Origin of the sequence: Mesorhizobium sp. M1163 (assembly GCF_040318415.1) — a bacterium.
Taxonomy (GTDB): Bacteria; Pseudomonadota; Alphaproteobacteria; order Rhizobiales; family Rhizobiaceae; genus Mesorhizobium.
Genome location: NZ_JAMYMF010000032.1, coordinates 19,814 through 33,388 on the forward strand (window position 1 = coordinate 19,814; position 13,575 = coordinate 33,388).

Here is a 13,575-nt window from a genome sequence, read left to right on the forward strand (position 1 = left end):
GCCGCGTATGGTTTCGTCAACCTTGGTCCTCAGGCCCAACTGGATCGCCGTCGATCCTTGCTCGGCCGCCGCACAGAAACCGGTCGATTCCGTGCCTAAATGCGGTCGAATGGCAGTGCGCCTCGAGCGTCGTGATCTCCGCCTCGAGCGAGGCGCTCAGCGGTTGCTCCCCCACCATCGACAGAAGCCGCTTGGCCCGTTGCACCGTGGCACTGTCGATATGGGTCAGGCGATCAGCAAGACGGCGGACAGCAGAGTTGAGGTCGCCATCCTCGACCACTTCGAATACCAGACCCCAATCGCAGGCCGTGACAGCATCAATCGATGCAGCACTTAAGATGAGCCATTTGGCTCGTTGCCAGCCGACCGTTCTTGGCAGACGCGCCGTAGACCCCCCACCGGGCAAAAGGCCGTTCGCCAGATGAGCGTCGCCGAAGGTCGCAGACCGGGCGGCGAGCACGACGTCGCATGCCAGAGTAAGCTCCAGACCGCCGGCTCGAGCTGCCCCGTGTACGGCCGCAACGACTGTCAGACGGGACCGTTCGAGGCGGGTCGTGAAGTCCTTGATTAGCTCAAGGAGATGCCGGATGCCTTCGGGCCCACCGGCCCTGAGCGCCATCAAGTCTGCGCCTGCGCAGAAATTCCTGCCCGCTCCGCTGAGCACCAGGACGCGAGCTTCGGGCGTTCTTTCGGCTGCGTCCAAAGTGGTGAGGAGAGCTTCGAGAGTGGCAACGTCGAGCGCGTTGGCTTTTTCCGGTCGCGACAGGGTGACCCATACAGTCGAGCCCACGAGTTCGGCGATCTCGCTGAGACTCCTTGGAATCGCTACGTCTGGCGAGCGAAATTCGACGTTCTCGTTCATCTGACCAGTTCAACCTCGATCGCGATAGTCTCACCTCCGTCTATGCACTGGGAGGCGACCCCACGCTTGGTGCCGCCGGCTTCGAGCGCGGCCCGCAATATTGCGGAAATGCCGGCGCCGCTTGCGCCGATTGGATGACGGGACGCACGCGCACCGCCGTTGAGAATCAGCCTGTCGCGGCAGATGAATTCAGAGCCGCCGATCATCGGGACGATCGCGAACGCCCCGTCGACCTCGAAGAGATCGCGGCCGTTCGGCCTCCAGCCCGCGCGCGACAATACTTCGCGGATGGCTTCGGCCAGCGCGGTGCGAAAAAGCTGCGGTTTGCTTGCATGCGCCGCATGCGCTGTGAAGCGGGCCTCGAAGAGGGCGCCGTGTTTTCTCGCAGCAGGCTCGCGCGTCATCGCAAGTGCCGTCGCATCAAGGCATTCGCCGCCGTGATCGCACCGTTCGCGACGAGGGCAAGCTTTAACGTAGAGATCTCGCCGACATCGACCTTGAACGGCTGCTCGTTGTGCTCGAAAAATGGCCTTCAACGTACGAAACGCCCTGTGAAGCCAGCCTATGGGCGTGCGGGCATAACTGGTGTTCACGACAGGGTCGGTCAGCATGTGGCGTGGTTCCGATTGCATCAGGCTGGGAGCCGTGCCGCGCCATCCAGGCGCAGGCACGAGCCATTGAAATACGGATTATCAATCACGTGACAAACGAAGGCGGCGAACTCGTCGGGCCGGCCCATCCGGTCGGGGTAAAGAAGCCCTCGCCTGAGCGCCTCAATTCCCTTGCCGGGAAGCCGGCTGGACATTTCCGTGTCGAACAGTCCTGGTGCGATCGCGACGCAGCGTATCGCGTGCTCTCCCAGGTCACGGGCGACAGATAGCGATAGACCCACGACCCCCGCCTTGCTTGCCGCATAGGCCACCTGTCCGCGTTGACCGTCAAAGGCGGCGATCGAAGCCGTGTTGACGATTACGCCGCGCTCACCTGTCTCGGGATCGGGCGGGTTGTCGATCATGCGACTGGCCAGGAGACGAACCACATTGAAGGTTCCGGTCAAATTGACTTCGACGACCCGACGCCAAAGTTCCAGATCGTGAGCTTTGCCGTTAGACACCGTCTTGGCGGATGAGGCGATGCCGGCGCAATTTATTGCTGCGTAGACGGGGCCAAACCGCTCCCCAGCGAGATGGACGGCAGCCTCGATCTGCTCGTGGTCGCAAATGTCGGCAGGGACGGCCAGCGCGTGTTCACCCAGCTGTGCAGCAAGGTGTTGCAATGGCTCCGTAATGATGTCCACCAGGACCAGCGTTGCTCCAGCCGCAGAGAGCGCCTGCACCGTCGCACGTCCGAGACCGGAAGCAGCGCCGGTCACCAACACACACCGCCCCTCGAGCCGCATCAGGCGTTCTCCCAGGAGGCGGTCTTGCGTGCGGTCTCCCTCAGTTGCTGCCGCACCACGAAACGCTGGATCTTTCCCGATGGGGTTTTCGGCAGGTTTGGCGCATAGTGGACCTGACGCGGATAGGCGTGTGCGGCGTAGCCCCTCTTCACCCAAGCCTGAATTTCGGCGGAGAGTTCATCGCAGGCCGGGTAGCCTTCCCGTACCACGACGACCGCTTCGAGCACTTCCCCGCGGATGACATCGGGAACGGCGACGACGGCGCACTCGCTGACTGCCGGATGGGTCAGAATCACCGATTCGACCTCGAACGGGCCAATCCTGTACCCGGCCATGATGATAACGTCGTCGTCGCGGGCGGAGAAATAGAGATAGCCTTGCTCATCGACCTTCGCAGTGTCGCCGGTGACATACCAGCGACCGTCCGCCGAGAATTTTTCGGCGGTTTTGCCTGGCTCGTCGACGTAGCCCTCGAACCAGGCGAGCGGGCTGTGGGCGAGGTCAAAGGCAAGTCGCCCGATCTCGTCCGGCCCGGCGGGTTCATCCTCGTCAAGCTTCAGGATTGTGCCCTTCCATCCAGGCATTACGTGACCCATGGATCCCGGCTTGACAGGCCGCCGCAGGGCAGGGTGGTGATGGTTATTGACGAGCATTCCCGCCTCGGTCTGGCCATAGTGGTCATGAACGACGATGCCCAGCGCCGAGATGGCCCAGTCGTTCACTTCCGGGGTCAGCGGCTCTCCCGCGCTGGTCGCTCGCCGTAGCTTGACTCCTGCCGGCGGCGTCAAGCCTGATATGCGCAACGAGCGGAAAACGGTCGGGGCGGCGGCAAAGTTGGTGACGTGGTAATTGGCGAGAACGCCGAAGGTTGTTTCAGTTGAAAATCCGGCATTCAGGAACAGACCTCTGGCCCCCGTTGTGAGAACGGCAAGAACGCCGAAGTAAAGGCCATAGCCCCATCCCGGGTCGGCTGCGTTCCAGAAGGCGTCATCAGGTTGCAGGCCGAGCCCGAATTCCGCATAGGCATGGAAGCTCGCCAGGGCCTTGATGGGAACAACCACCCCCTTTGGCTTACCTGTTGTCCCCGACGTGTAGATCTGGATCAGGGGAGCCAAACCGCCAAGTGCCGCGGCTGGAAAACCCGGTTCGGCGCTTTCCATCAGGCCGTCGAAGGTGAGGTCGTCAGTGTCCGCGAGCCCAGTTGTTATCACTTTCCATGACCGGTCGGCGGGCATGTCGTTACCCGGCGCAAGCTTAGGCTTCTGAACAGCATCGCAAAAAACCAAGCGGCACCGGCTGGAGTCCAGCCGCAAAGCGATGGCGGATGGAGCGAAGGCGGTGAACAGCGGAACGTGCACCGCTCCCAAACGCCAGATAGCCAGGATGGTGACGAGATACCGCTCGCTCTTGCGCATCAACGTGGCAATCCGATCGCCTTCCCTCAGTCCAAGTGACCAGAGAGCACGGGCAAGCCGCTCCGAGCGTTCCCGTAACTCACCAAAACTCACGTCGATTGAGCTTAGATCGGCGTTGACAACGGTATAGGCGAGCGAATCCCCTGGATGACGGTCGCACAGAACGTGCGCTGCGCAGACCTTCTCATCTTTATAAACTGCAAGAAGTTCAGCAACTCGGTTTTCCGGTCGTTTGAAATGCTCCCTAATCTCCACGACGGCCTCCTCCCGTTCTATTGCAATTCCCTTGTTCCTCCGCAGCGAGCAACTCGACGAATTGATGCTACTGGCGCCGTTCTAGCGATCTAAAGTCAGAAACTGAACATATGTTCAGTTGCCGTCATGTTTATGTGCGGCAGAAGGCTCTGTCAAGCGCGTGGTATTGTTTTCGGGGGAACCAAATCACACAGTAGCCAGGATCAACCGTCGCCCCAGCGTGTGATGTCGGCAAATGCCGCAATGGACGACTGAACGCCTGCGCAGTATGTAGTCGTTCATCAGTGTCCGCTGGCGGACACACAGCATTTCCCATTAAGGCCTGGTTGATGAGCATCCCACTTACTCTGGATACAAAATGGTTCTCGACACATGAGATCGCTATTATCCGGGGTACCTACGAAGCCATGGCACGCGTAGGAACCCAGCAGCTTTCGCTACGGCGGATCGCCAAGGAGCTCGATGTGAGCCCGGCGCTTCTGATCTATCACTTCGAGTCGCGGGATAATCTGCTCATCGAAACGATGCACTGGGCCTTGGCCGGAACCGTGCGCCGCATCGAGCGTCGCATTGCTGGCATTGAGAATGCGGAGGATGCCCTGACCGCGCTCATGGAGGCTGTTTTCCTCGGTCCACGACAGAATAGGAACTTCCATCTGATCTATCTGGATCTGGTTCAATATGCGGTCCGGCAGGAATCCTTCACCAAACTGGCCGAACTTCTACGCGAGCATATCAACGGCTCCTACGCTGCAGTCATCCGCCAGGGTGCTGAAGCCGGCGTGTTCAAAGTCGACGACATTGCACTCGCTGCCCGCCGTGCCCGTGCAATCGTGGAAGGTGGCTTCATGCAATGGCTGCAGGAGGAAGATTGGGAACAAACGCACGCCAAGCTGCAGCGCGACTGCCATGAGGCGCTTCTGCTCCTGTTTTCCGCGCGCTGAACATGACGCGCAGGTCTAATAGAGAAACCGGCATAAGTTGACTCGCATTTCATCCAAATCGGGAGCGCTCGGCAGCGCCAAGCATGCAGCAAGTCAGTTAACGATCGGGAGCTCGATATATGACGGCCGGTCGCTGCGATGAAATACGCGCTGGCGCGCAATCTCGTATCGACTGCTGTCTTGCTGAGCGGTGTTGAGGTTTCGATCCCAGCGGGGGAACGAGCTGCTGGTCACGGCGACTCTCAGCCGGTGTCCGGGAAGAAACACGTTGCTCGTCGACCAGAGGTCGATCTCGTGCCGCGACAAACCATCTGCGTCTTGGACGACCCGCACGATCCCGTCGCAGAGATTGAAAGAGCATCCGTTTGGATGCACGTCGCACAATCGCGCAACCCAGTCGGTCGAGGGAGCGGAACTTTGCGCACTCAGGAAGACCCGGACGCGGCCGGTCACCTCGAGTTCGCGCTGTAACGGTTCGGAGGTGAATAGGCATACGTCGCTCCGCGCTTCGACGCGCGTCTGGTCCATTGGTCCGGCGGGAAAGGCTGATGACATTACTGTCTGTCCTCCGACCGTCGGAACGGGATCGGCCGGGTCGTAGAGAAACTCCGTGACCTCTTCGTTGGCGTTGGGGGTCTCCTCTGTCAGAGACCCATCGCCGCGCAGGAACCATCGCTGCATATTCGCTCGCGAGAGCGGCCACGCATCTTCATCTCTCCACACGTTGCGGCCCATCACGAATATTCGCACCGGCTTCTCCGGAGGCGCTATTTTCGGATCAGGCGTCAGATGACGGCGCAGCCAATTAAGCTGCAGGTCACCGACATCGCCATGCGGATGCGAAGGCACGCCAAAGCGGCTCGCGCGCAATCCGAAGAGATGGTCCCCGACCAAATCGCCAAAATCGAGATGGGACCATGGCCCGACGATCAAGCGCGCTTCACGGTTCAGGCCGGCCATGGCCCCGTAGTTATCCAGCGTTCCTTGCAGGAAGATGTCGTGCCAGCCCGCTATGTGGAAGGTAGGCACCGTGACGCGCTCATAGCTTCCCGCGACGAGACAGCGCTCGGCAATACTTGGATCCGCAAGGGCGCGAATGCTGCCGAGGTCGGGGACATCGTGGCGCCGAAGTACATCGCACTTGTCGACTGGCAGATCGTAGTAACCCTGCTCCGTAAGGCTGTCGTAATCGTTGAGAAGCCCCTCGGCTCGACGCTTGCGCTCGGCTGCAGGAATCTCCAGCTTTCGGACGTAGTCCAAACTGTGCAGGAGCGTCCAGGAGATTGCCAGCCCCAGCTCGACCGCACCGCCGCGGGCAAACAGCCCGTCCATCGGGTCCGCCCAGGTCAACGCGGGCGAAATCGCGGCCAGCGACGGCGGCTGCTCGATGGCAGCCATCCATTGTGTGTTGCCGAAGTAGCTCTCCCCATACATCCCAATACGACCGTTGGAACCAGGCAGTTTGGCAGCCCATTCGACCGAGTCGTAGCCATCTTCGCGCTCGAATCGGAAAGGATCCCATTCACCGTCGGACATGAACCGGCCGCGTGTGTCCTGTATGGCGACCATAAAACCGCGGCGTGCTGCCTGGACAGGATCGAGCTTGCTGACGATGCCCATCTGATCCTTGCCGTAAGGAAGGCGGGCGAGCAGCGTTGGCCACGGTCCATCTCCAGCAGGTCTGTACACATTGGCGCGGAGTATGACACCGTCACGCATGATCGCTGGAACATCCAGCTCCACCGTAATCCTGTGGCCTGAAGCGTTGCTTGGATCGCCGTCCTGGACAGTTTCGGTATCGTGCGAGGAAGTGGGCGTGTCCATAGAGATCTCCGTGGTGGCCAAGCTTGACCAATGAAGAGTGTATTGAACCGATTCTGCTAGCTGGGCAGGGCACCGGCTTGATGAAGGCCCTCCATTTCGATCTGAAGGGTTTCAAGTTCCTCGCCGCCAGCCATTAGGTTCAGCAGTTCCTCCTTAGATCGTTCGCCGCGCCGGAACTGAGCAGCCACTGCACCCTGGATGAGTACCGTAAAGCGGTCGCCGATTGTCAGCGCGTGATGAGCATTGTGAGTGATGAAAACGACAGCCACCCCTCGTGCTTTGGCTTGTTGGACAAGGCGCAGGACGATCCCGGCCTCTTTGACGCCCAGCGCCGAGGTCGGTTCGTCGAGGATCAGGAGTCGTGCGCCGAAATACAAAGCGCGGCTGATGGCAAGCGCTTGGCGCTCTCCGCCGGAAAGTGTTCCGACCGGTTGGTCGCCACTGCCAACACGAGTGATTCCCATCGCGGCGAGCTGCTCGACGGCCACGGCGCTCGCCCGTCCGCTGTCGAGGCGGCGAAAAAGCCCCCAACCCGTCTTTATCTCACGCCCAACGAAGAAGTTGCGCGCGACGCTCATGAGAGGAAAGGTGCCGATGTCTTGGTATACGGTGGCAATTCCTGCGTCCTGTGCGTCCCGTGGCGATGAAAACAGAACCTGCTTCCCATCGACGCAGATCGTTCCGGAGGAGGCTTGGTGGACGCCAGACATGATCTTGATCAGCGTCGACTTTCCCGCGCCGTTGTCTCCCAATAGGCAGGTGACCTCACCGGCATTGATCGCGAGACTTACATTGGTAAGCGCCGAAATGCCGCCGAAGTGCTTCGAGACGGATTCCAGTTGCAGGATCGGTGTCTGGTTCATCGATTCGCACCCCGAGCGCCGTTCGTCCGAAACGTGTTGGCCGCGGTCCTGCGCACTGCGCTATTGGCCAGAACTGCGATCACCATCAGCACGCCGATCACCACCTGCGCGTAATCTGTGTTCCAGCCCGTGTAAAACAGCCCGGCACTCACGAACCCGTAGATTAGGGTGCCGAGCACGACACCCAGCACCGTTCCATAGCCACCAAGAAGTAGCACGCCGCCAATGACCACTACCATTGGCGCCTGGAAGACATAACCTTGCCCTGTGGTCGCGTCGCCGGTGTGGAACTGGACCGCCTGAAGCGCCCCGACGAATGCCGATGCTAGGGCTGTGCAGAGGTAGAGGACGATCTTCACCCACGCGGTCGGCACGCCTGCCCGTCTTGCCTGCTCGGCATCGCCGCCGGTGGCGAACATCCAGTTGCCGAACTGCTTCTGACCGAGCACCCAAGCTGCAACTGCGATTATCCCCAGCCACCACAGAATTGCGACATCGAAATCACCCCAATGCATCGCAAGCGCTTCCGATACCAGGCCGTCGCTTTGAACTTGGATCGACGTGCTATTCACCATCGATCGGGAGATCGCCAGCGCAAGGCCAGCAATAATGAAGTTCGAGGCGAGCGTGACGATGAACGATGGCACGCCGGTTCTTGTCACGAGCAAGCCGTTGCCGAGACCACCGATCATGGCGACGCAGAACGCGATTGCTAACCCAAACAGCAGGGGCTGGCCATAATAACCCGTCACGATGCCGACCGTGACCGAACCAGCGCCGACCATTGATCCGATCGATAGATCGAATTCGCCGGCGATCATCAGCATGCCAACCGGCACGGCGATGATTCCCAACTGCGCTGCGGTGTTCAGCCAGCTTGCAGTTCCGCTGATGCTTGTGAAGCCGTTTCCCGCAGCGGCGATTGAAAAGAAGATATAGAGTAGGATTGCGGCCACCGCCGCGCCGAGTTCCGGCGCACGCGCCAGGCGCGCGACAAGGGACGGACTTTCAAGTCGTCGCGGAACGCGCGTCGGCGTCACGTCTGATACACTATCACTATGAATGGTCATTGGATTCTCTCCTCCCATGAGAGCGGGCCCACTGGGTACTGCCCCTACGGCTATTCAGCCCCTCGCAAGCCAGGAAACTGCTTTTGGATGGCGATCACGTCGTTCACATTGGTCTTGTCAATCACCAATCCGCCGGTCAGGATCGGCGCCGTCGGGTGAACCTTGTAGCGTGCATATTGCGAAGCCATTGCGATGCCATAGAAGCCTTGCAGGAATGGCTGCTCATCCACGGCGTAGGTGATTTCACCATTGGCGATGGCATCGAGCACCGAACTCGACAGAGTGACTGTTCCGATCGTGACTTTGCCCGTCTTGCCGGCCTTCTGGACGGCTACAACCGCATTGTTTGCGATAGCTGATCCTAGTGCCAGGACTCCGTCGATTTCGGAATGTGACAACAGATAGCCTTGGATCGTCTGCGTGACCGCAGCCGGGTTGCCCGAGTCCGCAAACGGGATGTTGAGCTCATCCACAGTGCCGCCGGCGGCGGCCATTCGTTCGCGGGCCGCCTTGCAGCGTACTCCCAGCGTTGGATTGACCGGCGCGTGGTTGATGCACAGGAGATGGCGCACTCCTGCCTGCAGGGAGGCGCCTCCCGCAGCGGCGCCCAGCCCCTCGGGAACAAAGCCGACAAATCCAATGGCGCCATCTTCTTGCCAGGTGTTGAGCCCGGTATTTACGACAACGACCGGGATGCCGGCGACACTGGCCTTCTTTATCAAAGGATCGAAGGCGGAGGGCACGAAATTGCCAATCACTATGGCATCGGGCTTGCGCCCGATCGCCTGATTAATCAGCGTTGTATAGTCAGGAACGAAGTTCTTGATATCCGACGGGGCGGCGTACTGGTAACTTATGCCTAGTGCTTCGGCCGCAGCGTCGGAGCCCTGCTTCATAGCCCCGAAATACGGGTCCGCGAGCGGGCCATTGAGCATGATGATGGTCTGGCTTGCGCTTTCGCTCGCCGCAGCCGACGCCAAACGGGTCGGGCAGCCTTCGCTCCAACCGCTGGAAAAGACGGCGATCCCGAGAAGCGCGCCAAGCCCCGCATTAGATTGGCATCGGCTAGGTGCACGTCCCGTCGTCTGAAGAGTCACGGCTCCAGCTTTTTTCATAGATCGACCTCCTCCCTTAATCAAAAAACCTGATCGGTGGCTCGGCCGGATCCAACGCAAGGGATCCGCGGAGCCATGTCAGTCAGTCTCCGCCTTTCCTCTAAGGCGTACTGAACAACTGTTCAGTGATTATCCTGCCTCTGAACACTTGTCAAGCACATGAAGGCACGGCAGCTCGCGCCAAGCTTCAACCAAGGCAGGTAACGGCGAAGAGCGGCGCCAGCTAGCAGGTCATTGGACAGCGAGTTTTGAAAAATGATTACGCCGGTTACGAGCACCGTGTTGTCGGGTCCGAACCTCCCGCTGCCATCCAGGCCTGCATGGCAACGGCAGCAGGCTCGATCATGGCGCCCGCCGACTTCGGACAGGCGGCAGACAAGCGAGAGCAACTTCATCGAGAGAAGCAAGCGCGGCCGGGTCCTGGCTGTTTGGTGTCATTCCCTCACGACGACCTGGCGTAAATCGGCGAGACACTCGATCACGTAGTCTGGTCTGAATGGAAACCGCTCTATGTCAGTTCGCCTGGTCACTCCAGTAAGCACGAGTGCTGTCTTCAGGCCTGATTCCAATCCAGCGATTACATCCGTATCCATACGGTCGCCGACCATAATGGTATCGACCGCCCGCACCTTTAGCCGGTCAAGCGCGCCGCGCATCATGAACGCGTTCGGCTTCCCGACGAAATAGGCTTGGCGGCCCGTGGCCTTCTCGATGAGTGCTGCGACCGAACCGCAAGCGGGATGGAAGCCACGCTCGGTCGGACCAGTAGCATCCGGATTTGTGGCGAGAAACCACGCGCCCTTTGCCACAAGGTTGGCACCAGTAGCGATCTGCTCATAGTGGTAGGAAACCGTATCGCCGACGATCACGAAATCGGGGTCAAACTCAGTGATTCGGCAGCCAGCCTGCCGCAGGGCCTCAACCAAGCCCTGCTCGCCGATGACGTAGGCGGATGATCCCGGCCTTTGCAACTCCACGAACCGCGCAGTGGCGAGCGCCGACGTGTAGATGTGCTCAGCCCGCACCGGGAAGCCAGCCGCCTTCAGACGCTCGGCATGATCCTCCGGCGTGAACCGCGAGTTGTTGGTAAAGATCTGAAATGGCTGACCCTCGGCGACCAATCGGGCGACGTAGTCGACCGAGCCAGCAATCGGTTGGCCGCCGCGGACAAGGACCCCGTCCATATCGAGCAGGTGCGCTACGACCATAGGATATCAACCCTCAACGTCATTGGTTGCGCGGCCCACCGCAAATTGTGTTTCACCACGTTGTTGCTCCTCCAGGCGAGAATGCCGGCGGATGTACGGATCCAGAGCGATGCGGGAAGGGTGCCTAACCGCTCATACGGCAATTAGGACGCCGCAGCGTACAAAAGGGACGGTGGTGCGATCCGCCGGCAGGACAAACGGGCTGACGGGTGAGTTGACGCTGCGCATGAGGCCAGCCAAATCTCGGCCGTTAGACCTTTCCCCACGAGCATGCGGGGCGCGTCGCCAGCAGACTCGCGCGGACCCCGTCAGCGGCGCATCTTATTCATCGAAGCAACCCGAACCTCTGGCGAGGGCGGCCTTGTCTACCGCGAGAGAGCGGCTGAAATTTGTGTGGATCGAGCGGGTCGATGATGCGACCCTGGCGGCGCTGCAGGCGTGGTCGAACACCTCGGCCATAAAGTGATTGTCACGAAGGAGTAGAGATCGCCATCTGTTCAATCGGCGTCGCGGCTGCACCTGGGGAGAGACCATAGCCCAAATGCGCTCACCTGCGTGCCTTGCGTTTGGTCCCTTGGCGCATATGACGAGTCGGCGCCGGTCGCTCACGACGCGGACCACTTCGTTTCTGGTGTTGCATCGGGCAGACCAGGCTAGTGCTGAAGCCCGGTGATCATGGCTACGATCTCGTTTTTGTCGGTCTCGCTGGTCTTGCGCACACCGATCTGTTTGCCACGTCGCAGAACACAGATGCGATCGGAGAGCTTGAACACCTGGTCGAGGCTGTGGCTGATGATCAGTACGCCAATATTGCGCTGCTTCAGCGACAGGACGATCGTTTCGACCTTTGCAGTCTCGGCAACCCCGAGCGCGGCGGTCGGCTCGTCGAGCAGGATCAGCTTGCTCGCCCAGTGCGTGGCGCGGGCGATTGCTACGCCCTGGCGCTGGCCGCCCGAGAGATCGCGGATGGTGGCGTGAGCCGAAGGGATGCGAACGTCGAGATCCTTCACCAGCTTTTCGGTGTCTTCAATCATCCGGCGTCGGTCGAGCAGGCCGAAGCGGTTTACCGGCTCGCGGCCAAGGAACATGTTCATATAAACGGTCTGCTGATCGGCGAGTGCAAGGTCTTGGTAAACCACTTCGATGCCGTGGGCGCGCGCCATGGTGGCGCTCGACATTGCCACAGCTTGCCCCTCAATGATGATCGTCCCGGATGTCGGAGCGTGGACCCCGGTCACGATCTTGACCAGCGTCGACTTGCCGGCACCGTTATCGCCGACCAGCGCCACGATCTCTCCGGGATAGAGCTCGAGCGAGAAATTTTCGATGGCGGTGAGGCCGCCGAAATTCTTGCGGATGTCCTGCAGCTGCAAAACAGGGGGTGTTCCGGTCGTGGCGGCGCTCATTGAGTTGCTCCTAGACCGGCCACGCGGCGGCTTCGCCGAAACCGTTTTCGATCGTTTCGATCTTTGGCACGCCTTTGGAGACGCCGGAGACGCCAACCACGTAGGCGCGGGTTACGAAAGCCTGGCCGCGAAAGCCGAATACCGCCGAGTCGCCCGGGCGCGGAACATTGGCGCCGCTAGCGTCGATCATTGCGTAATAGTCGATTGCCGCAGGCGGCGGCACCTCGACGCTTCTGAGCGCGCTGGCGACTGTGGTCGGCTCTGCCGACACGATTGCCTTCACATCATAGTCTGGAAAAATCGGATCGATATAGAAGCCGCCGCCAAGGCAGTAGGCCTTGCCGCCAGCCAAATGCGACACCTCCGTCAGATACAGAACGGCAGGAAGCTCGGGCAGGTCCTCCATGACGTGCAGCGCGGTGGTGCCGGCCAGGCCGTTGCCGGGTTCACATTGCGTTGCGCCAGCCTCGGCCAGCGTGCCTAGCAATACGCTCGACGTCGTGCCCGGCGCGTTCACCTCGATGTTGCGGTGGCCTGCCTTTGCGAGTGCTTCGGCGGCTCTGCCCAGCGTCGCCAGATTATTGGTCGGCAGCACCTTTCGTGCCGCCTGGTCGAATAGCAGCGCTGGGAAGGTGGTGATGCCGGCGAAGCACCCGCCGTCGAGACCATCGAGTCTTTCGGCGACGGCGGCAATATCGACAGCCTCAAAACCACCCTCGTGGCCGCGGTAGAAGACGTCGCCGTCAGCGCGGATGCGGGCAAGCAAGTTCTGCGTATACCCCGCGCGCCTTGCGCCGGCAGCGGCTTCTTCAGCTTTCGTATTGTTGAAGACGGTCCAATAGTCCGGTCTGAACGTCTTGGCCGCAGCATTGGCCTCGTACCTCGCGACCTGCTGCAGGTGGCCGAGATGGCCGAGCGTCAGGCCGGCCCTATACGTTGCCCGTGCGCAGGCCATGTCGACAGCGACAGCGTGATCGATGCCGCCGCGTTTAGCCGCCTGGCAGAACGAGCTAGCGCGGCCGACCTGCTTGGTCATGGCGAAAATCTTCAGGCCGAACCGGTCGGCCTCGCGCTTCAGGATCCGGGCATTGGCTTCCACGGTGTCGAGGTCGAGCACATAGGAATTGGCCGGCAGCTTTCCTTCTTGGTGCAGGCGCATGGCGCTTTCTATAAAGGTCGGATTGCGGCGCCGCAGAACATCGAGGAACATGGCT

The 13,575-nt window shown here is 60.6% G+C and carries 12 protein-coding genes; 1 reads left to right on the forward strand and 11 read right to left on the reverse strand.

The window, feature by feature from the left end:
- Window positions 1-16: 16 nt before the first annotated feature.
- The 4 genes from NKH43_RS26255 to NKH43_RS26270 are packed head-to-tail and all read right to left on the reverse strand — an operon-like array spanning window position 17 to window position 3,931.
- Window positions 17-862 (reverse strand): enoyl-CoA hydratase/isomerase family protein, encoded by an 846-nt coding sequence (locus NKH43_RS26255; protein WP_352860576.1) that lies wholly within the window; start codon window positions 860-862, stop codon window positions 17-19.
- On the reverse strand, window positions 859-1,473 hold the full coding sequence (locus NKH43_RS26260; protein WP_352860578.1) for a thiolase family protein: 615 nt from the start codon (window positions 1,471-1,473) through the stop codon (window positions 859-861). The genes NKH43_RS26255 and NKH43_RS26260 overlap by 4 nt, the downstream gene beginning before the upstream one ends.
- A gap of 20 nt (window positions 1,474-1,493) precedes the next feature.
- Window positions 1,494-2,261: an SDR family NAD(P)-dependent oxidoreductase gene (locus NKH43_RS26265; RefSeq protein WP_352860580.1), complete on the reverse strand. Its 768-nt coding sequence runs from the start codon at window positions 2,259-2,261 to the stop codon at window positions 1,494-1,496.
- The gene (locus NKH43_RS26270) at window positions 2,261-3,931 is read right to left on the reverse strand and encodes an AMP-binding protein (RefSeq protein WP_352860582.1); all 1,671 of its coding nucleotides are present in this window, start codon (window positions 3,929-3,931) and stop codon (window positions 2,261-2,263) included. Before NKH43_RS26270 ends, NKH43_RS26265 begins: the two co-directional genes overlap by 1 nt.
- A gap of 329 nt (window positions 3,932-4,260) precedes the next feature.
- Here NKH43_RS26270 and NKH43_RS26275 point away from each other — a divergent pair, with 329 nt between their 5' ends.
- Entirely contained in the window at window positions 4,261-4,875 is a 615-nt protein-coding gene (locus NKH43_RS26275) for a TetR/AcrR family transcriptional regulator (RefSeq protein ID WP_352860583.1), read from the forward strand.
- 93 nt (window positions 4,876-4,968) lie between these two features.
- Here NKH43_RS26275 and NKH43_RS26280 read toward each other — a convergent pair whose 3' ends face one another.
- The 7 genes from NKH43_RS26280 to NKH43_RS26310 form a co-directional block, all read right to left on the reverse strand.
- Complete coding sequence (locus tag NKH43_RS26280) at window positions 4,969-6,699, reverse strand: CocE/NonD family hydrolase (RefSeq protein WP_352860585.1); 1,731 nt, start codon at window positions 6,697-6,699, stop codon at window positions 4,969-4,971.
- A gap of 56 nt (window positions 6,700-6,755) precedes the next feature.
- A complete protein-coding gene (locus NKH43_RS26285) occupies window positions 6,756-7,562 on the reverse strand; it encodes an ATP-binding cassette domain-containing protein (protein ID WP_352860587.1) in 807 nt (268 codons plus the stop codon).
- Window positions 7,559-8,632, reverse strand: coding sequence for an ABC transporter permease (locus NKH43_RS26290; RefSeq protein ID WP_352860589.1), 1,074 nt, complete (start codon window positions 8,630-8,632; stop codon window positions 7,559-7,561). Before NKH43_RS26290 ends, NKH43_RS26285 begins: the two co-directional genes overlap by 4 nt.
- 50 nt (window positions 8,633-8,682) lie before the next feature.
- Window positions 8,683-9,747 carry a substrate-binding domain-containing protein gene (locus NKH43_RS26295; protein WP_352860590.1) on the reverse strand — a complete coding sequence of 355 codons (1,065 nt, stop codon included), beginning with the start codon at window positions 9,745-9,747 and terminating at the stop codon, window positions 8,683-8,685.
- 434 nt (window positions 9,748-10,181) lie between these two features.
- Window positions 10,182-10,955, reverse strand: a complete 774-nt coding sequence (locus NKH43_RS26300) for an HAD-IIA family hydrolase (protein ID WP_352860592.1) — start codon at window positions 10,953-10,955, stop codon at window positions 10,182-10,184.
- Between the two features lie 653 nt (window positions 10,956-11,608).
- Window positions 11,609-12,361 carry an ATP-binding cassette domain-containing protein gene (locus NKH43_RS26305; RefSeq protein WP_352860594.1) on the reverse strand — a complete coding sequence of 251 codons (753 nt, stop codon included), beginning with the start codon at window positions 12,359-12,361 and terminating at the stop codon, window positions 11,609-11,611.
- Between the two features lie 10 nt (window positions 12,362-12,371).
- Complete coding sequence (locus NKH43_RS26310; RefSeq protein WP_352860595.1) at window positions 12,372-13,571, reverse strand: alanine racemase; 1,200 nt, start codon at window positions 13,569-13,571, stop codon at window positions 12,372-12,374.
- Window positions 13,572-13,575: the final 4 nt, after the last annotated feature.

Coding starts and splice junctions, on each gene's coding strand:
- NKH43_RS26255 (WP_352860576.1), bottom strand. CDS start 862: ATGAACGAGAACGTCGAATTTCGCTCGCCAGACGTAGCGATTCCAAGG.
- NKH43_RS26260 (WP_352860578.1), bottom strand. CDS start 1,473: ATGCTGACCGACCCTGTCGTGAACACCAGTTATGCCCGCACGCCCATA.
- NKH43_RS26265 (WP_352860580.1), bottom strand. CDS start 2,261: ATGCGGCTCGAGGGGCGGTGTGTGTTGGTGACCGGCGCTGCTTCCGGT.
- NKH43_RS26275 (WP_352860583.1), top strand. CDS start 4,261: ATGAGCATCCCACTTACTCTGGATACAAAATGGTTCTCGACACATGAG.
- NKH43_RS26280 (WP_352860585.1), bottom strand. CDS start 6,699: ATGGACACGCCCACTTCCTCGCACGATACCGAAACTGTCCAGGACGGC.
- NKH43_RS26285 (WP_352860587.1), bottom strand. CDS start 7,562: ATGAACCAGACACCGATCCTGCAACTGGAATCCGTCTCGAAGCACTTC.
- NKH43_RS26290 (WP_352860589.1), bottom strand. CDS start 8,632: ATGACCATTCATAGTGATAGTGTATCAGACGTGACGCCGACGCGCGTT.
- NKH43_RS26295 (WP_352860590.1), bottom strand. CDS start 9,747: ATGAAAAAAGCTGGAGCCGTGACTCTTCAGACGACGGGACGTGCACCT.
- NKH43_RS26300 (WP_352860592.1), bottom strand. CDS start 10,955: ATGGTCGTAGCGCACCTGCTCGATATGGACGGGGTCCTTGTCCGCGGC.
- NKH43_RS26305 (WP_352860594.1), bottom strand. CDS start 12,361: ATGAGCGCCGCCACGACCGGAACACCCCCTGTTTTGCAGCTGCAGGAC.
- NKH43_RS26310 (WP_352860595.1), bottom strand. CDS start 13,571: ATGTTCCTCGATGTTCTGCGGCGCCGCAATCCGACCTTTATAGAAAGC.